The following is a 19,447-nucleotide window of genomic DNA, read 5'->3' as shown; positions in this document are numbered from 1 at the left end:
CCCACAATGGTCGGGGCATTGTCACTTCAGACCGCTGGGCTTCAGGCCGCCGTGAGGGGACCGGAGAATTGTTTGGACTTTGAAGGTGGTAGCGGGAGACCGTTCTCTCCGCTTTCAACACTGCCACCAATCCCCTTCGAACTAAATGTCGCCGCATAGCGGACACCAGGCCATGGCGACGGCGCAGTGATGTAGCGAGACACGGTTCTCACGCGAGGGACCATTCGCAACCGCGTATCCCCTCACTACGGTACTTGGAGAAGAGCTTATGCATCCCATAGCTTGAGGACGATCCCGAGACACCGGCGACGGACGGGTGCTGCTCGATCCCGCGGTGGCGGGAAAGCCCATGGCTGTCAATCGACACCCACGTTTCAGGCGCAATCTGGCCGTCGCCATTGGGGTCCTTGTTGTCGCAGTCGGGCTTGCAGCAGCGTGGTGGAGACCCTGGGAGCCACCGCTTCGGCCCGCCGCTCTGACAGCCAATGCGAAAGCCGATCCCCGGCCATCCCTCGTCGTACTTCCATTTGACCATCTCAGCGACGACAAGGCGCAAGGTTATCTGGCTGACGATTTCACCGAGGACCTGACCACAGAACTTGCACGGGTGCCCGGCCTGTTCGTCGTATCGCGAAACGCGGCTTCCACCTACAAGCACAAGGAGACCAAACCCGCTGAGGTCGCCGCAGCGCTTGGTGTCCGGTGCATTCTGGAGGGCTCGATACGCCGGGTCGGCGACGACATGCGTATCAACGCGCAATTGATCGACGGCTCGACCACCGGTCATCTCTGGGCAGAACGTTTCGACGGCCAATGGACGGATGTGTTTGCGCTGCAGGACAAGGTCGTCGTCAGCATCGCAGGCGCGCTCAAGCTCCGTCTCGTCAGCGTTCAAGGCAAGGCAGATGTCGCGGGCGGCACGCGCAATCCTGCAGCCTACGAAGCTTACCTCCAGGGCATGGAAATCTACAATCGTTGCAAGGCTCCAGACGAGTTTGCGCAGGCGGTGAGGTTTTTCCAGCAGGCGCTGGAACTCGATCCGGATTTCGGCGCAGTGGCAGCCTCGCTCGCGTGGGCCTATTGGGACATGGACGGGCCGCGGATCAAAGCTTTAACCGTTTCGGATATCGGTGCGCTGTACAACGCCTACAAGTACCTGGGGGAGGCGGCCAAGCATCCTTCGCCGTCCTACATCAGCTCGTCGCCAGTTTGCTGGTTCGCGAGCACCGGTCCGACGAGGCAGTTGCGGTTATGTTCAAGGCAGTGGCGCTCGACCCGAGCGATCCCCTGAACTATGTCGGGCTGGCAGAGGCCATGAATTTCAATGGCAGGCCGAACGAGGCGCGCAACTATCTCGTCGCAGCCGACCGTGTAGGCCCAGGCGGCAATGACCATCGGCACTACCAGGCTGGGCTGGCTGCATTTGGCCAGGGTCGTTCGAGGAAGCTGTCGACTACCTTGAAAGGATCGATCTCCAATCGCCTGATCCATCGCCGAAATTCTATGGCCTGCAGGTGTTGGTTTCGGCCTACGCACATCTCGGGCGCGGTGACCAGGTCGCGGCCTATAGGGACAGGCTCAGGAACGTCATGTTGGAGCGAAAGGATGGAGGGGCAAATCAGCTGGTCACGCAGAGGTATTTTGTGTTCAAGAACTCGGCTGACATCGGGCGTCTGCTGGACGGCCTGGACAAGGCCGGGTTGCCGGAGTTGCCGGAAGAGGTCAATCTGGATGCGAAGGACCGGCTTACCGGTTCGGAGATCAGGTCGCTCATCCTCGGTCGTGAGCTGCGCGGGGGAGGCGCATGGATAGATAAAGGAACCAGTTGGGTGCAGCAGAACTTCCTGTGCGACGCCATTCCGAAAGATCAGACAACCTGCGGTGCGATCTTCCGCAATCCTGCCGGGACGCCGGAGCGACGCAACGAGTATACGGCAGTCTTCCGTTTCGATCGTTTTGAGTTTTCGACCGTCAAATAAGACCACCCCGGACCTGCCGGCGATATTCCATTCCGAACCAAAACTGCTTGCGGACCTTTCTGCCCGCTGATCGCGCCACGATGAGCGCAACGCAACGGTTTCGACCGACGCAAGGTGATGATGCACTAAATGACCGCCTCAACGCTTCGCCTTCGGTGCCTCCGCCCGGAAGTGGACATCGGGGGTGACAATGCTGGAGGTCATGTTCGCGCCAGAAGTGGCCGTCTATGGGTAGGTTCGCTTCCAAATGGCGGCTTTGGGATCAAAAGTTCGCGTTCGCGACAGGCCGGATCGCGCGCCCATTCCGTCATTCGTGCGAAATTCTTTGCTGCTAAAAGCCGCCATTCGGTCATATGGCCGGCGACTTCGCCGGCGACCTGGCGGTCGCGGTCGAACGGGAAGCAGCAGTTCGGCTGCAGCAGAGCGAATGACCGCATTCGGCCGGAAGCGACACCGATACCTAGATTCCGGGCAGGACTGGGCACTCAGCCTCAAACTTCCTAGCACTCCCTATTTGCTGTTTTGTAGCCTAGAGTGGGCCCAAGATGTCCGACGGAGAGCGGCAGTGGTAGTGGACCGCGTTCAGAGAAGAATGGCTGCCATCCTTGCAGCCGACGTGGTCGGCTATAGCCGGCTTATGGGCAAGGATGAGGAGGCTACGCTTGCGGCGCTGAAGGCCCACCGTGAGATCATCGACGGGCTGATTGCTGAGCACGGTGGCCGAATTTTCGGGAGCGCCGGCGACAGCGTCATCGCCGAGTTCGCGAGCCCAGTGGAAGCGGTGCGGAGCGCCACCGAGATCCAGTTGGCAATCCACCACCGAAACTCGGGCTTGCCCGAGCGGGAACGCATGCTGTTTCGCATAGGTATCAATCTCGGGGACGTCCTTGCCGACGGCGACAATCTGATGGGCGACGGCGTAAACGTCGCCGCACGCCTGGAGGCGCTCGCGCCGCCAGGGGGTATCTATGTCTCCGAGCCAATTCATACGCATGTCCGCGACCGGCTCTCGCTCGATTTTCTCGACATGGGCGAGCACAGGGTAAAGAACATAGCCCGCCCGGTACGAGTCTATCGCGTTCCGCTCGCCTCGGAGGATCAGGCCAGGTCGCCATTCCGCGGACTGGACGTCTTTGATTTCGACCATGCTGATATCTTCTTCGGTCGTGCGCGTCCGATTGCCACCTGTGTCGACAGGGTGGAACAGCTAGTCGCGAGTGGCAGAGCGTTCCTTCTAATCTATGGCATGAGCGGCTCGGGCAAATCCTCCCTGCTTCGCGCTGGACTGCTTCCCGCCATCTTGCGGCCCGGCGCGACTGCCGGGATCGTGCTTTGGCGCCGCTGCCTCATCCGGCCGTCGGAGGGATCTGACACGATCGCATCTTTCGTCGCTGGACTCCTTCAAGAAAGTGCCCTGCCAGAGCTCGCGAACGAGAGAACAGCCGCCGAGCTGGCGGAGCTCATTCGCGGCGCGCCCGACCGAGTTCCGGCGCTGATCCGCGCCGCGCTTGCCAAAGCCGCCGCTGCTGCGAACGTCTCCGCCGCGCAAGCACGCTTGGTCCTCGCTGTAGACCAGATGGAGGAGTTGTTCACTACACAAACGGGGCCGGCGCGCGAGGCATTCATTCGGCTGCTCGCTTCGCTCGCCACTAGTGGCCTTGTATGGGTGATCGCGACAATTCGGGCTGACTTCTTTCACCGCTGCGGCGAAGTTGCGGGCTTTTCGGCCCTCAAGGACGGCTTGGGCAGTTACGAGCTACTGCCGCCGACCGGTGCGGAGATTGCGCAGATCATCCGCGAGCCAGCGCGAGCTGCGGGTCTTCGCTTCGAGGAGACAGCCGACCAAGGCCGTCTCGATGATGTGCTCCAGGCAGCTGCGGGGGCCGATCCGGAATCGCTGCCGCTTCTCGAGTTCGTGCTCGATGCGCTGCACGATGCTTGTCGGGATCGGCGGATCCTCACTTTTGCCGCCTATCGTGCGCTGGGTGGCCTCGAAGGTGCGATCGCTCGGCGCGCCGACGAAGTGGCCGATGCACTTCCGGCACATGTGCAGGACACGCTGCCGGCGGTTCTCAGATCTCTGACCACAGTGCGCCTCGGCGACGAGTCAATAGCTGCGGTCCCGGCTCTGGCAACCGACGTCGCGGGCACGCCCGCCCAAGCGGAGCTGGTCGACGCATTGATCGCCGCCCGGCTGCTGGTCAGCGACGAGGATGCGGAGGGACGTGCCGTCGTTCGCGTCGCACACGAGTCCCTATTGACCCGCTGGCCGAGGGCACTGAACCTCGTCAATGCCAATAGGGAGTTCCTTGAAACCCGCGCCCGCGTCCAGACGGATGGCCGGCGATGGCATTCCGACAAGAGGAACCCGGATCTTTTGCTCCCTGCGGGCAAGCGACTCGTCGAGGCAGAGGAACTGCTTTTGTCGAGGCGAGATGAAATCGACGGCCCTACCGCGGACTATATTCAGGCGTCCTCGCTCGCGGTTAGGGAGAACGTCAAAAGAGAGCAGAACGCAGAACGAGCGCGAATGGAGGCCGAAGCTGCTGCTGCGACACTGCTTGCCCGCCGAACACGCTACGCGGCGGTCGCTGCAATTCTACTCGCGGCAATCGCAGGCGTCGGTGCTGTCGCAGGGTTCCTCGGACAGCGCGAGGCGGAGCGGCAAGCCGTCGAGGCAAAAAACAGCGCGGACCAGGCGAGAACCGCAGAGGGGCAGGCGCTGGAGGCGCGGCAGAAGGCCATCGAGGCACGTGACGAGGCCCTCCGCAGTCAGTCCCTTGCCCTGGCATTTCTCTCGCAGCAGACCGCGGCGAGCGGCGACATCGAGGCCGCCATCCTTCTTGCGCTGGAGGCGTTGCGGCCGAAAGACACTCCACCCGGACAACGCCTGGTCGAAGCCGAGGCTGCTCTCTACAACGCTCTGCTGGCGCACCGTCAACTCAGGATATTTCGCCATGATGCTGGTGCAACCTGGGTCGCCTTCAGCCCAAAGGGCGATCGCATTGTTACGGCATCCTACGATAAGACCGCTCGCATCTGGAACGTGTCGGACGGGTCGGCAATAGCCGTTTTGAAGGGGCACGAAGGGGCCCTCGAAAGAGCTTCTTTTAGCCCCGACGGAAACCGCGTCGTTACTGCCGCTCGTGACAGCACGGTGCGCGTATGGGATGCCAAGTCGGGAGCGCAGCTTTTTGTTGTTCAGCAGCCCGGTGGCTTTCCAACTGCCAAGTTCAGCCCAGACGGCACGCGAGTGCTCACTGCATCTGACGACAACAACCATGCCATGTCGATCTGGGATGCTAGAAACGGTGCGAATATCCTGACCTTGAAGGGTGGTGGAACGTCGTTCGCGGACTTCAGTCCCGATGGGTACAGCTTCGCGGCCGGACAAGGTAATAGTCGCACTGTTGGGATCTGGATTACCGAGACCGGAGAGCAGATCAAAAACTGGCGAATTCCAAACTGGCCAGATGAGGTCGTTTTTAGTCCGAACGGGAACAGGCTCCTCGTGACTTCGTGGTCGCCTTATACGTACGCTGAAACTTCAGGCCTTTGGGACGTAACGAAGGGCACCGAGATTGCTGCTCTCGGCGGTCACAAGAGCGACACCCACAGCGGGACCTTCAGCCACGACGGCCGCCTCGCCACGACGGTGTCGATCGATGGCACCGCACGGCTCTGGGATGGCGTAACCGGGAAGTTGCGCAATGTGCTTGGAGAAGAGACACCTGGGCTAAGATTGACGGATGTTACGCCGCACACGAATGATCAGGAAGTGAACAGCGCATTCAGTCATGACGACAAGCTCCTGGCTACCGCATCAATGGACGGTGGGGTGCGTGTTTGGGACGTGGAGAACGCTTCGCTTCTTACTTCTTTGAGCGGCCACCATGCCTTGGTAGAGCATGTTGAGTTTAGCCCCGTCGACAACACCTTACTCACGGCGTCGCACGATGGTACGGCTCGGCTCTGGGACATCGACGGGATTCTCACAGATGAGCTGCTTCACAAGTATTCCCCCAACTTTGCTGTCTTCAGCCCCGACAACATACACCTTGTTACCGGAGGCGGAGACAGCCTCGCGCATCTGTGGGATGTCGCCGGCGCCCATGAGACGGCTGAGCTTGAAACGCATGAGCCGCTTCAGGCGACGGCGTTCAGTCCGGATGGCCATCGCCTCGCCACTGCGACCCTCAGCGGCGAGATTCTGATTTGGGACGTTGACAGCGGGCGGCAACTCAGGCGGCTCGAAATGGGACGCGCCGCGGTCGCGAGTGTTCAGTTCAGCCCCGATGGAAAGCTCGTTGGATGCGCATCGCTTGCAGGGGTGGCACAGCTGTGGGGCAGCGATGGCGAGACGGCCACCCTCAAAACGAGTGCCACTTTGCCGAATGCTGTCTTTAGCCCTGATGGGCGGCTCGTTCTCACAGCGACCAGCGACAATATTGTGCATCTGTTGCGGACCGATGGGACCGAGGTTCGCACTTTCGTGGGGCATCGGAACGGCATTACCAGTGCCGCCTTCAGTCAGAATGGTTTGCTCGTCGCAACCGGTTCGCTGGACCAGACCGCGCGCATTTGGTCGCTTAAGGATGGAAGTACTGTCCAGGTGCTACAGGGGCATGACGAACCCCTGACTGATGTGGCTTTCAGCCCTGACGGTCAGTCGTTGTTGACTGCCTCGCGTGACAGCACCGCCCGCATCTGGAACGTTGCTGATGGAACCAGAAAGGCAGTCCTCAAAGGCCACCGAGGCGCCGTAGAGAGCGCGCGATTCAGTCCGAACGGCATCTATATCGTTACGACATCATCGCAGGATCGGACAGTCAGGGTTTGGGCTACGGCGTCTGGCCGTGAGATAGCAACGATTTCCGAGCGTCAGGATAAGCTCAATCGACCGAAGGTGACCCGCGCCGCGATGAATTCGAAGGGCACGGCGATCGCCGTCGTTTCAGGCGATGAACGGGTGCGCATAATCCGAGCGTTTCCGACATCCAACGATCTCATCGACTATGCAAAAACCGTCGTGCCGCGCCAGCTCACACCATGCGAGCGCCGGCGCTTCTTCTTGCCCGGCGGGAGCGACGTTCCCGACTGCCCAGGATAGCGACAAACACTCGCAAAGGAGAACACGGCCACGCTCAGGCCGGCGCGCGTGTTCCCAGACGACCAGCGCAGGCCGTGTCGGATCTGGTCATCAGCCATGGCCAGAACCATCTGATCGGATCTCCTTCAGACTTGTTCGCATCAAGAGAGAGTTACCAAGATGCGCAACCCGCTGAAAGGTACACGGCATATCGAACTTGGAACGCAGGCGACCATTCTAGCTAACCGCTGTCTGCACATTAGCAGAGGCATAGGCAGCCAAAGGAAGCAGTGTGATAGGCGCTGCTCAAAAATGGGCAGGATGTCCCAATTGGGTCACGCCAGGACGTGCCTACACCAACCTGAATGTCCGCTCCTGAAGATTCGCAGACCGAAGCCGCCATTTCGCTCTCGGACCCGCTGCGGGCCTTGCCGCTGGCAAGACAGCTCTGGCTCCACTGCGGCGCGATACGGCATCCTGACCAACGAGCTGTATGCCAGGGTGAGGGTCTTCCCAATACTGGCAGGCGTCTAGCGGATCAATCCGCCGCAGGATCAGCGGTCTGACGCGGGCCTGCTTGAGATCGGCGATATCGGATCCGCGTTCGCGATCCCTGCAATGCCGCACAAAACCTGTGTGGTACACGATTTGGCGCAAAGGTTTCCCGCACTGGGCGGTTTCAAAGACTTCAGTGCTCGACATGCAGCATCCCAGGTTCCGGCTCCTTGGCCGCGCATATGGTCTTGCCATGGAGCTTTCCCTATAGTCATGCCCAGTGGAACAGGTTCAACATCTCGAACGGAAGCTGGTCGCTATCCTCGCCGCCGACGTGGTGGGGTACAGCCGGCTGATGGGGCTGGACGAGACGGGCACCCTCTCGCGGCTCAAGGCGCTCCGGCGCGAACTCATCGAACCGTCGATCGAAGGGTACCATGGCCGCATCGTCAAGCTCATGGGCGACGGTGCTCTGGTCGCGTTCGAGAGCGTCGTCGATGCGGTAGCCTGCGCCGTCGAAATCCAACGGGTCACCGCGCAGCAGAACCTCGGTCTTCCCGAAGATACCCGGATCGTGTTCCGCATCGGGATCAACCTTGGTGACGTGATCCCCGACAAGGACGACTTCTACGGCGACGGCGTCAACATCGCGGCCCGGCTGGAAGGACTGAGCGATCCTGGCGGCATCGTCATCTCGGGAACGGCCTACGATCAGGCTCACAACAAGCTCGGCCTGACCTTCAAGTCACTCGGCGAACAGCGTCTCAAGAACATTCCAGAGCGGGTCCGCGCCTATCGGGTTCTGCTGGAACCGACCGCAGGAGCCAATAAGTCGCGCTCTCGGCGATGGCCTGTGATCGGCGCCACGGTGCTCGTTCTGGCTCTGATAGCGGGGATTGCGGTGATTCTCTGGCCGCAAGCGATTGCCCTGCTGCCCGGTCATGGTTCCACCCCGGTCGGTTCGTCGGTCGGCAAGCCCTCCATCGCCGTGCTACCGTTTACCGATCTTAGCGAGAAGGCAGGCCAGGATTATTTTGCGGAAGGGCTCGCAGACGATCTCATCACCGATCTCTCGAAGATCTCGGGGCTCCTCGTCATCGCACGCAACTCCGCGTTCTCCTTCAAGGATCGATCCCTCGACGTCGACGAGATCGCTGCGCAGTTGAACGTCCGTTACGTGGTCGAGGGCAGCGTCCGGCGGGAGGAAGATCTAGTCCGCATCAATGTCCAGCTCATCGATGCCCAAACGGGGAGCAACATCTGGGCCGAGCGATACGACCGCGACTACTCCAGGATATTTGCACTTCAAGACGAAGTGATCGGGCGTATCGTTGAGGCACTTTCGGTGCGTCTGACGGAAGGCGAACGAGCGCAGATTGCTCGCCTCCCCACGCGAAGCCTGGAGGCATACGATTTCTACACCCGAGCCGAGCAGAAGGTTTATGTGGTCGACAACAGGTCTCTCGGAGAGACCCTGTCCCTGTATCAAAAGGCGATCAAGCTCGATCCTACGTTTGCAGATGCTTACTCGGGCTATGCCCGCGCCACGGTGGACGTGCTCGGCTTCGACTACCAGGTGCTCATGCTCAGCGCCGTCGCTCGCCAGCGCTCCTACGAAGCGGCAGGGCGGGCGCTGGAGCTCAATCCGCAATCTGCGCGCGCCTATGCCGTGCTCGGCATCCTGCAGATGCTGGACGGCGAATGGGACCAGGCGATCGCGTCGGTCCAGAAAGCCGTCGCGCTGGACCCGAACGGCGCGGAGGCGGAGCTCAATCGGGCGATCGTGCTGACCTACGCAGGACAGAACCTGGAGGCGCTGGCAGCGATGGAACGCGTGTTGCGGCTCGATCCCAAGCCGCGCGCTCAGGTCTTCGACTATTACGGCTTCGTGCTCTACATGAACCATCAGTACGAGAAGGCTTTGCAGGCGCTGAGCAAGGTCCAGCCGGGAGAGCGCAGCGACCTTGGTCTCGAAACGCTGGCCATGGCAAATGCGCGGCTTGGCCGCATGGCCGAGGCGCACGATGCGGCTGCAGCAATCCTGAAAGAGATACCCGAACAGAACCTCGCTGGTTATCGTGTCGTTTACGCCCACCATCGGCGGCAAGAGGACCTCGATCACCGGCTGGGCGCCCTTCGCGCCGCGGGGATTCCCGAGCGGAGCTTCGATTTTCGCGGGCGGGAGGAGGACCGCCTGGGCGGCGCCGCGATCCGAGCCCTAACGGGCGATCGGACATGGGTAGGACATCAACACAATGGCGCAGCGTTCGTCATGGAGCTGAGTGCAAATGGAGATGTCGCACTGAGCTCGCAAAGCAGCATCATCACCGGCACGTCCAGCGTGGATGGCGACCTCTTCTGCACGCAATCCACCGCGACCTTGCTCGGCCGCAAGTTCTGCGCCCCGGTCTATCGCAATCCCCAAGGGAGCAGCGATACGCAGGACGAGTACGCTTGGCCGGACTCCGTCACAGTCTGGTATTTCTCGGTGTCTCCGTGACGGGCGCCATTCAACTTGCGGGCTCACGACATCGCGCCGGAGCTAGTTGGCGGCCGCTCTAGCCTCGAATTCCTTCGCCTCCACTGCGGGCCATTCGGCTTCCCCTTTCGCAATGACAGGCGCCGGGTTGGCATCGAAGTCTTCCTCCAGGCCCTCCTTTCCGGAGAACAGGAAGAGCTTGCCATTGACGATGCGGAAGGCTTCCGGGTCAAGGTTCGCGGATGCCTCCTTAACTGACATTCCCCCGGTGCAGAAGCCGCCGAACTGAGGGGCATAGCGCACCGGCTCGGAAACAAAGGCATCCCGGTGTTGGACGCTGGCGAAGTACCACGTTGCTCCGAGCCACTTCCTCGAGATCTTGGGCGAACCCATCGTCGCGCGACCGTCGGTGAAATATGCTACCGGATCATAACCCAGGATGGCGACATTGCCGAAGTATCCGGTGTTCACTCCGTCGCCGGCGTGGGATCCACCGGTGCCGAAGAGGAGGAGGGAGGCGGCGGCTACTCCCGCGCATAGCAAACTGTCAAACGTTCTGGAACGGTTCTCTGTCATGTTCTCCTCCAGTAGCCTTTCTCGATGTCAGTTGCCGAGGGCGATGCACACCTTGTACGACGACCCCATCGTTTCCTTGGGTTGGCATTTTGCGCCGTGCTTCTTGAGCAAAACCATCACGTCGGTGCTCTGATAGAATGTCGCGCGGCTGAGAGGCGTGTACCCGTATTCCTGGATTGCCTCGACCTGTGCGCCGTGCGAGATCAACAGCTCCGCGATGGCCGTCTGGTTCTCTTCTGCTGCCACATGCAGCGGCGTGATCTTGTGCGTGCTCAACGCGTCGACCTCGGCCCCGTGGTCGAGCAGCAATTTTGCGATGTCCAGGCTTCCTGAGTAGGCTGCCGCATGTAGCGCGGTGAAGCCGCGATCGTTGCGGGCTTCGATGTCCGCCTTGGCCCCGATCAACGCAATGGCGACCTCGGTCTTGCCGGCAAGCGCCGCATCGATCAGCGGGGTCTGACGGCTCTCGTCGCGATCGTTCACATTGGCGCCTTGTGCCAGGAGTTCGGCAACCTTTCCGGCGTCGCCCTCCCGAGCAGCGTCGTTGAGCGGCCCGGCCGTCACCGCACCGACGGCAAACCAAGAAATGAAAGCAACGACCAGAGCCCGACTGACAAGCCGAAGCCAACCGGTTTCGAAAAGCCTGACCCGGATCGGGAAGGCCCTCGCCAGCAACAATCGCCTGTAGACCGTCATCGTCTAACCCTCCGGGCGCGCTCGCCCGCGGATGGACGTATATGAGATCAGTCTAATACATTTGGCGCAGCGGAGCCATAGGGTGTCCGGCTTATGCGCGAGTCGAAGTCGCGCGAGGCGCCCTGTGTCACCCCCGGCAGCGGGCTATCCGGGCACCAGCACCACGACCGCTAGAATGGCCATCAGCAGGTAGGCGGCCATGCCGATCATATCGTGCTGCCGGAAGCGCCAGATCGCGGACACAGCCATATTCCTTCTCGGTCGGCTGCCGAAGCCTGGTATGGGTCGCCGGGCTATCAGGCAATCCTACCGCTTCGCCTGCAGAGCATGACTTGCAATGCCATCATTGTTGATGGGGCAGATTAGCGCTTAATCCTTTGTTGCGGCTAACCCCTTCAACGGAGATCGCCAAATAGTCAGAACCAAACTTTCCAAGCAGCTTTTACAGGCTGAATTCGGCCGCTTTATGATTGAGGCGGAGCGGCTTCAGATCTTGGTCCCACCCGGCTGAACGTCCGCTATCATTCTTCGGACGCCAGAAGCCGCCATTCCGCTGTCGGCCTCGTTCTAGTCATTCCAATCCATCCGTGCGATGATCCGCAGTCAACGCTGCTCGGCCACTGGGCCGAACGGGCGAAAGCAACGTGCGCCGTGAGACGGCGTTGCCCACCCATTAATCCGCTACGACGGGGCCCTCGCAGGCTCCCGTTTTCCGCGTCCGAAGTCATCGACCGACTCGGCTTCCATCGGCTTTGGCAAGACTAATAGTCGAGCCCACGTACATCAATGTTTTCAGCTCGCCACTTCTCGACAGAAGGGCTGTCGATTGTGGTCATTGTCCTATTCTCAACATGACCTTGCGCCCGTCGGAAAGGGTTCCCGTTCCTGTGCCAGCCGGGGGTTGTCTGCTGGTCAGCGAGAACACGAACCGGGACGAGAGTTGCCCGCAAACGATCGTTCCTTCTCCATGCGAGAACGCAATATTGACGGTAGCCGTCCCTCGGCATTCGACCCCGGCATTGGTCTGTCCGCTAATGGTTCCGAGCCGTGTAATGCTGTTGACGGAAGCCGTCCCGGAAAAGGAGAGCGTCCCATCAACAGTTTGACCAGAGACTGGTGCAATGATGGTGAGCGGATACTGCGCCTGCGCGTAGCCGACAGCGTCTACGACGCCATAGGCAATCAACATTGTCGCTAAGACTCGCTTGGTCGCGCCGAGGGCTCCGCAATGGTATCTCAATTGAAGCTAGGCCAGCCCCGCGCGGCGGGCGCCCTCCCGGATCGCGGCAATTGCAGGAGGACTGGTGACTGGATAGGAGCCGATAAATCCTTCGGCCGAAATGTCTGGAAATTCTCTCGCCAACCGGTTGGCAATCTTTATTGCCTGAGGTGTTTCGCCGAGCATGGCGTGCGCCATGGCTTGGAACAGCAGCGTTGCAGGCGAGTCCGGCGGAGCTTGGCTGAACGCGGTCAGGCACTCCCTGTGGAGACCTACAACGAAGCTCGACCGGCCCAGCATGCTATAGTACCAGGAAACATGTGGATTGAGACGGATCGCGCGCTTCGCCAGTTCATATCCTTCCTGCGGGTCGCCTGTCACGAATGCCTTTCCTCCGGCAAGCAAGGCAAGGGTATCGGCATCGTGCGGGGCGGCCGCCAAGGCAAGATCATGTTCTCTTGCTGTGGCAACGAGATCGCCCTGCAAGGCTCGAAGCTCGGCTAGACATATGCGCGCATGGGTATCACCCGCGTCGAGCGCCAAAGCTCGTTCGAGGCACAGTTTCCAGCGCTCCTTTGCGGCGGAAGGGTCATTGGTAAACGCATTGATGGCGGCGACGGCATGCGCCAGCCCCAAGACTGTCCAGGCTCTGGCAAGATCCGGGTCCAGCTCGATGGCACGCGTCAGAAGCCGCACCGCTTCCGCATTCGAAGCGTGCGTGTACAAATTGTGCTGCTCGACGCCGAGCAGATAGTAGTCATAGGCACGAAGGCTGGCGGGGTGTTTTCGACGGACAACATCACGTCGAAGTTTTGCGAGCTTGCCGCAACAGCTAGCAAGGACATTGACGACGTTTTCGGTGACTATGTCCTGCATCGCAAACAGGTCTTCCGCAGATCGATCATAGCGGGCCGTCCACAAATCGACTCCAGTGCGCGCGTCGACGAGTTGGACGCAGATCCGCAGCTGCTGCGCTGCCGCCTGCAAGGTCCCCTCAAGTAGATAATCCGCATTCAGTTCCCGCCCGATGGATCGCACGTCATCGCGCCGTCCCTTGTACGAGAGCATGGTCTGGCGGGCGATGACCGCAAGGTCGGGGTAGCGAGCGAGGTCGACCATGATGTCCGCCGACAAGCCATCGGCCAAGCGGTTCCATGCTTCGTCCGCGCTCAGATTGTCGAAAGGGAGAACCGCAACGACTGTTGGCCCTGAGCCCTCTACCGAAAGGCCACCGGATGGTGCCTGGCCCGTGTCTTGCTCGTGTTGGTTGGCAAGCAAGGTTGCAAGCGCCACTTTGTTGCGAATATCGAGTTTCCGATAGATGGCCGACAGATGGGTCCGAACGGTAGTCGGCGCTATGAAGAGCGTCTCGCCGATTTCACGATAGGTCATCCCCTCGGCGAATTTTGCAGCGACCACCCGCTCCCGGTCCGACAGACTGGTCAGAGGATTGCTTACGGCGCGAAGCATCGCTTCAAGTCTCCGATCCGCTACGAGTTGTGGCCGACCCGGCACGGCAAAATACTACAGATGCGATCCCGAAAACACAGCATTTGCACGATGCCATCCGACCGCCAGCAATTCTAGGCTTTCCTGTCGATACGGTTTCGTAGGGTCGCAGAGCCCCCAATCCATTCTGTAACAGGAGGTATCCATGACAAAGTCCTCAATCTTTGCCGCAATGCTGGTGCTGCCTTTGTCGGCTGGACCATGCTTGTCCGAAGGCATGCAATCTGGTGGCAAGCTGATTTCCGAAGATGCCACGAGAGCGGTTAGTGCGGAATTGTATTCCGATATTCTCATCCGAGCGTGCAGGAATGGATGGCGCTATCCTCGGAGCCAAATCGAGAACGGCTTCAAACGGCATCTCTGGGAGCTGAAATTGCAACTGGTCGATCAGGGTTACACGATCGTGCCTGGTGCGAAAGCGAACAACTCGCCCCGGAGTCTCTCCGCAACGGCATTTGTCGCCAAGCGCCAATCTGTCGCGTCGCGCCAGTTCGGCTGTTCCCGCCAATACTGGCTCGACGAGTGATCGTTCTGGAGCGCGCAACCGGGGCAGCATATCAGGCAAGTATTGTGGTCAATTGGCTTCCTAGTCCGGTCGTATCGGCTCGGTGGCTCCCTTTGAGTTCCAAGCTACATGTTCGGTCTAGGATCCGACGGATGTCTGGAATGGGTCAGGGGCGCGATTCGGCCAAGGGCGAACGAGCATCCGCCTGGGGTCGTGAGCTGAATGACTGCTTTTGCCAACGGGATGCTCGAAAGCTGCCGATCTGCTTGCGGCCCCGATTCGGTCATTTTGAAATACAGCCTTTGATGACTGCATGTGGCGCTCCTTGCTCCTCCCGATGGACGGGACGACCGCACTCAATAAGGCCCTCGCCGACATGGTTAGACACGGTCCAGGAACTCGAGCACCCGCCGCGTGAGCAGTGCGCTGGCAGCCGCGTCGTAGGAGGGGAGCGAGCTGTCGGCGAAGTAGTGCTGGTCGCCGGGATAGAGGAACAGCTCCGCGTCCTCGACCTTCTCCACGATCTCGCGAGCGGCGTCGCCCTCGCCGATGGAGATCGGGTCGTTATCCATACCGTGGATCTGGACCGGGACGCCGTCCGGCCAGGGTCCGAAGGCCCACTCGCCGCTAATCGGCAGACAGGAGTGGAAGAGCAGGGCTCCGCAGGCACCGGATCGTGTCTGTGTGAGCTTCTGCGCCGGCAGTACGCCGAACGAGAATCCGGCGTAAACGAGCTCGGGGGTCAGTTCGCCGGCGACGCGGACGCCGCGCTCCCGCATGTCGTCGAACCCGATCTCACCGATGTAGGCGAGACCCTCGTCAATACTCTGGAATGTGCGTCCGTCGAACAGGTCCGGCGTATGCACGGTGTACCCGGCTGCCCGCAGGTCGTCAGCGAACGCGCGCACGCCGGGAGTCAACCCTTGTGCGTGGCGAACAGCAGGACCTCGGCCATGGGAGCCTCCAGGTGGGACGTGGATTGCGGCAATAATTGCGAATCGCTTCGCAGAACTGCAAGCGATTTCGCTGTGCATCGAAGAACTTCCAAAACCTCGGCGCATCGTCTTTTCCCGGCGTGACGACGCGGGGGCCGATCTACACCAACAGATAGGCGGCGACGAAAATGCTTCGGCGTTACCCGCGTCCGCCAGACGGACGCACCGCGGCGGTAGTGTCTTGGTTCGAATTTCCGCCAAGGTTGACTCCGGCCGATGCGCGAAAGGCAGCTTGAATGAGCGCCATGAAAGTCGCTTTGAGCGCGTCCATTCGTTCAAGAACCCTAAGCTGCCGAACGACCGAAATCGACGGCGAAGGACTGGCTGGGTGGATACTGTTGAAAAAGTCCGGCGCACCGCAAATCGCCACCGATCTTAGAATCCAGTTCACCCTGGCGCATTGCATGGAATCAGGATTCAATTTTGGGGTCTCTACGAAACGCCATCCTACGAAAGTGCCACGGGCGACCGCGACGCGGACTATTTTGAACAATATCGGTATGGTGGAAACCGGAAGTTCGACGCGAACCCAACAGAGAGCTCGCCGGCTGTTCACAGCTGCTCTACGGGCTCGGTCCTCGGACAAGCCGGCCAGAGAACTATCCTTCCAGAAGCGGCGCGGGATCAAGGGGCGCGTCGCCTGGCCGGACGTGACGCGCAGGAGAGGGCACCTTTGCAGCCGCGACGATCACTCCGGCACGCCGGCAATACCCAACGCTTCGACGTAGTGCTCGGCGAACACCTTGTCCCGCCACGGGTTGATCTGCCTCTGCAGGCCGAGCGTGTAGGTCGGGAACGCCTCCATCAGCCGCCGCGCCGCCGCCTGCGCTTCGTCCGGCCGGTTGAGTTTGACCAGCGCCATGATCACCACCCGGTGCGAGGAGCCGTAATTCGGCATCTCGCGCAGCGCTCGTTCTCCCCAAGCCAGCGCTTCCTCGTAGCGTTCGAGCATCAGGTAGGTCATCCCGATGCCGGAGAGCGCGATGCCCTTCTCGGGGTCGACCGGACTCAGCCGCATCGCCCTGTGGAAGTGCTCGATCGCGACGAGGGCGTGGCCGGAATGGGCGTTCACCCAGCCGCTGCCCGTATGGCCCTGCGCCGAATTGGGGTTGAGGAGCAGGGACCTTTCGATCGTGTCCAGCGCCGTCTCGTAATCCTTGGCGCTGTAGGCGATCACCTGCGCGGCGAAACGCAAGCTTGTCGGGTCGTCTCGCGCGTCCGCCAGCACCTCGCGGGCCATGCGCACGGCGACGCGGATATCGTCGGGCTCGTGCCAGCACTGACTCACCGACAGGCTGCGGATATAGGCACCGAGTGCCTTCGCCAGGGTGAAGTCTGGGTCGATGCTGAGCGCCTCGTTGGTGAGCCGGCGCACGTCGGCGAAGCCTTCGCGCGTCATGCTGTAGAAGCGCGGCAGCGCACGAAGGTAGAGGTCGTAGGCACCGATGTAGTCGGTCGGCTTCATGCGCGCCTGCTTGATCTCCTGCAGCCGGATGCTCGGTTCGACAGCGCCGACGACGCTCTCGGTCACCTTGTCCTGCAGGTCGAAGATGTCGCTCACGTCGCCCTCGAAGCGGTCGGCCCAGACATGGTGTCCGCTGATCGCGTCCACCAACTGCCCACTGATGCGCACCCGCGATCCTGCTCTGCGGATGCTGCCTTCGAGCACGTAGCGGACGCCCAGCTCGCGCCCGACCTGGCGCAGGTCCACCGCCCGGCCCTTGTAGGTGAAGGACGAGTTGCGGGCGATCACGAAGAAGGAGTTCACCCGGCTCAATCCCGTGATGATGTCCTCCACCAGCCCGTCGGCGAAGTATTCCTGGTCGGGATCGCCGCTCATGTTGGTAAAAGGCAGAACCGCGATCGAGGGTTTCGCGGGCAGCGGAGGCGATGCAGCCACCGAGGCGCCCGCGTCGGTCTCGACGCGGTAGGCGCGCACCGGCCGCTCGATGTTCTTGAGGCGCAGATTGCCGAGTGGCGTGAAGCCGCAGTCGAGCTTGCCCTGAAGGTGGTCGTAGGCGGTGCCTGAGACGACCACGGTGCCGGGGTCGGCGATGCTGTCGAGGCGGGCTGCGATGTTGACCCCGTCGCCGTAGAGGTCGCCGTCCTCCTCGCAGACCACGTCGCCGAGATTGACGCCGATGCGGAAGCGAATCCGCTCTTCCTCGGGCATCTCCGCCTCGTGTTCTGCCAGGGCCTGCTGGATCGCCATCGCCGAGGCCACCGCGTTGACGACGCTCGCGAACTCACACAGCATGCCGTCGCCGGTGAGCTTGACGATCCGACCCCGGTGCTCAGAGACCAGCGGTGCGAGGAGGTCCTTGCGGTAGATCTTCAGCCGCTCGAGCGTGCCGCGCTCGTCGCGCTCCGTCAGGCGCGAATAGCCGACGACGTCGCACACCATGATCGCTGCGAGGTGGCGCTGCGTGGTCATTGCACCGCTCGGCCAAGCGCCTGCACGCGGGCCGCCCCGCGTCCATGTCCTGCCAACTTCCTGACTCCCCGTGTGCATGGTATCCATCTCTCCCAACCGTCGCCCGTCGCCGATAGAGAACGGAAAACGCAGCTCGACCTTGCCTTCACGAGATTTCGCTATCCCGCTTGCGAGGCGTGGAGCGATCCAGTCGCCGCGCTAACAGCCAACCGGCGACACGCCCACGCAGCCTCTGGGGACGCTGACACGCCACTCCCAGAAGGCCGGAGATATTTACTGCCCTTGGTAACCGGTTGACGCCACCGTGGCGGTGCTTTTGTCACCGCGATGTAACAGTGAGATGCCTACGAACGTGCGCATCGGGCATCACACCAGACGTTCACGCTTAGAGGTGGTGAGGTCGGAAAGTGGCGCGATCGAGGCGATGCGGACTTCGCCTACTCGGCAGCTGCCAGCGTGGGTCAAACGGCTTGGTTGGATAGAAACTTGCCGCATGGCGCGGCCTGTCGGAACAGCGTGATTGCGGCAAGGAGCCGACATCGAGTGGCCCCGCGTTGAGGCTTGCTCAAACTAGTCGCTCGCGGGCCGTTGAATCGAAATCACGAAGCCTAGACCTAAGGGCAGACGTTAGTCCTCCGGAATTTCGGTGACAGTGCACTTTGTGTCGCGTTCGCCCGACCGTCGTGTGTCGATTGACTGCGTGGCGGCGCGCTCGCCAAAGTGCTGCGTAGGACTATCCAACGCGCGGCAAAAGAGCACTGGGCATGTTTTACAAGCCGCTTCGCGAAGTTGCCACGGACGATGATGACCTAGGAGCCTTAGGACATCCGCCCGCAATCACCAAAATCCTCAATCAACGATCGGCACGTGAGGTCGCCGCCACAAAGCTGTGGCTAACCGACCTTCCACGTTCTCGCCGATACCCTCGTCACACCAGTCGCTGGCTCAGGCACGCGTCGCCATCGCCCTGTGACGCGCCGACTACAATCCTGTTTCATAACACCCATCTGTCTATGTCGTTGAAGTGAATAGGTTTTGCTGATCTGGATGCGATCCCGTGGGGTATTTTGGGTTTTGCCGCGCGCGATGAACGATGCGCTGTGCCGCAGGTTCGCCAAGCGTTGATCGGCTGAAGACCCATGGACCATCCGGCAGAGGATGAACGCCTTCGATCTCGCCCGCCTCGGCGGCGAGCCTGAGGGTCTTCGGTGCAACGCCGAGAAGGCGCGCCGCCTTGTTCAGGTTAAGCCATGGCTCTTTGCCGTCCGCCGCTGGCCGGAAGACAGGGATCTTATGATGCGACCTGTGCGCGGTGACCCGTTCGCGTGTCCATCGATTGCCGTGGCCGGTCACCAGTCCATTGCGGTTGAGGATGCCAGCAATCAGATCATCATTGGCGATGAGCACCAGTTGGCGGACGGCCGCGATGATATCGCCGGACGTGCTGTTGCGCTGTCCACGGCGCCGCTTC

Annotated in this window: 12 protein-coding genes and 1 pseudogene; 7 read left to right on the top strand and 6 right to left on the bottom strand. The window is 61.2% G+C overall.

Translation table 11 applies throughout. The features are described from left to right. The first annotated feature begins 349 nt into the window (after window positions 1-349). From NKH41_RS25740 to NKH41_RS25725, 4 genes are all read left to right on the top strand, one after another. Window positions 350-1,291, top strand: a complete 942-nt coding sequence (locus NKH41_RS25740; protein WP_352780519.1) for a hypothetical protein — start codon at window positions 350-352, stop codon at window positions 1,289-1,291. 298 nt (window positions 1,292-1,589) lie between these two features. Then, window positions 1,590-1,979, top strand: coding sequence for a hypothetical protein (locus NKH41_RS25735; protein ID WP_352773079.1), 390 nt, complete (start codon window positions 1,590-1,592; stop codon window positions 1,977-1,979). A 592-nt stretch (window positions 1,980-2,571) separates the two neighbouring features. After that, window positions 2,572-7,089 carry an nSTAND1 domain-containing NTPase gene (locus NKH41_RS25730; protein WP_352780523.1) on the top strand — a complete coding sequence of 1,506 codons (4,518 nt, stop codon included), beginning with the start codon at window positions 2,572-2,574 and terminating at the stop codon, window positions 7,087-7,089. A 754-nt stretch (window positions 7,090-7,843) separates the two neighbouring features. Continuing rightward, window positions 7,844-10,063, top strand: a complete 2,220-nt coding sequence (locus tag NKH41_RS25725) for an adenylate/guanylate cyclase domain-containing protein (protein ID WP_352780525.1) — start codon at window positions 7,844-7,846, stop codon at window positions 10,061-10,063. A gap of 42 nt (window positions 10,064-10,105) precedes the next feature. Here NKH41_RS25725 and NKH41_RS25720 read toward each other — a convergent pair whose 3' ends face one another. Together NKH41_RS25720 and NKH41_RS25715 are read right to left on the bottom strand one after the other, a co-directional pair. Continuing rightward, the gene (locus tag NKH41_RS25720; protein WP_352540684.1) at window positions 10,106-10,618 is read right to left on the bottom strand and encodes a YHS domain-containing (seleno)protein; all 513 of its coding nucleotides are present in this window, start codon (window positions 10,616-10,618) and stop codon (window positions 10,106-10,108) included. Between the two features lie 27 nt (window positions 10,619-10,645). Further along, on the bottom strand, window positions 10,646-11,182 hold the full coding sequence (locus NKH41_RS25715) for an ankyrin repeat domain-containing protein (protein WP_352663153.1): 537 nt from the start codon (window positions 11,180-11,182) through the stop codon (window positions 10,646-10,648). A gap of 345 nt (window positions 11,183-11,527) precedes the next feature. Between NKH41_RS25715 and NKH41_RS25710 the strand changes: the two genes are divergently transcribed. Continuing rightward, complete coding sequence (locus tag NKH41_RS25710; protein WP_352618725.1) at window positions 11,528-11,680, top strand: DUF1330 domain-containing protein; 153 nt, start codon at window positions 11,528-11,530, stop codon at window positions 11,678-11,680. 466 nt (window positions 11,681-12,146) lie between these two features. Here NKH41_RS25710 and NKH41_RS25705 read toward each other — a convergent pair whose 3' ends face one another. Further along, window positions 12,147-12,503, bottom strand: coding sequence for a hypothetical protein (locus tag NKH41_RS25705; protein ID WP_352773070.1), 357 nt, complete (start codon window positions 12,501-12,503; stop codon window positions 12,147-12,149). A 57-nt stretch (window positions 12,504-12,560) separates the two neighbouring features. After that, on the bottom strand, window positions 12,561-14,003 hold the full coding sequence (locus NKH41_RS25700; RefSeq protein ID WP_352618722.1) for a LuxR C-terminal-related transcriptional regulator: 1,443 nt from the start codon (window positions 14,001-14,003) through the stop codon (window positions 12,561-12,563). A gap of 184 nt (window positions 14,004-14,187) precedes the next feature. On the opposite strand from NKH41_RS25700, the gene NKH41_RS25695 reads away from it, so the two are divergent. Further along, the gene (locus tag NKH41_RS25695; protein ID WP_352618720.1) at window positions 14,188-14,568 is read left to right on the top strand and encodes a hypothetical protein; all 381 of its coding nucleotides are present in this window, start codon (window positions 14,188-14,190) and stop codon (window positions 14,566-14,568) included. 359 nt (window positions 14,569-14,927) lie between these two features. Here NKH41_RS25695 and NKH41_RS25690 read toward each other — a convergent pair. Next, window positions 14,928-15,502 (bottom strand): annotated as a pseudogene (locus tag NKH41_RS25690) (dienelactone hydrolase family protein). A 728-nt stretch (window positions 15,503-16,230) separates the two neighbouring features. Further along, complete coding sequence (locus tag NKH41_RS25685) at window positions 16,231-17,976, bottom strand: adenylate/guanylate cyclase domain-containing protein (protein WP_352773068.1); 1,746 nt, start codon at window positions 17,974-17,976, stop codon at window positions 16,231-16,233. A 1,158-nt stretch (window positions 17,977-19,134) separates the two neighbouring features. On the opposite strand from NKH41_RS25685, the gene NKH41_RS25680 reads away from it, so the two are divergent. Beyond that, the coding region (locus NKH41_RS25680; protein ID WP_352934548.1) for a hypothetical protein at window positions 19,135-19,447 on the top strand (313 nt) is incomplete at its 3' end.

This window comes from Mesorhizobium sp. M1169, from assembly GCF_040318345.1.
In the GTDB taxonomy this organism is placed as follows: Bacteria; Pseudomonadota; Alphaproteobacteria; order Rhizobiales; family Rhizobiaceae; genus Mesorhizobium.
The sequence above is the reverse complement of the archived record's forward strand: the minus strand, read 5'-3'. Positions and strand labels throughout refer to the sequence as shown.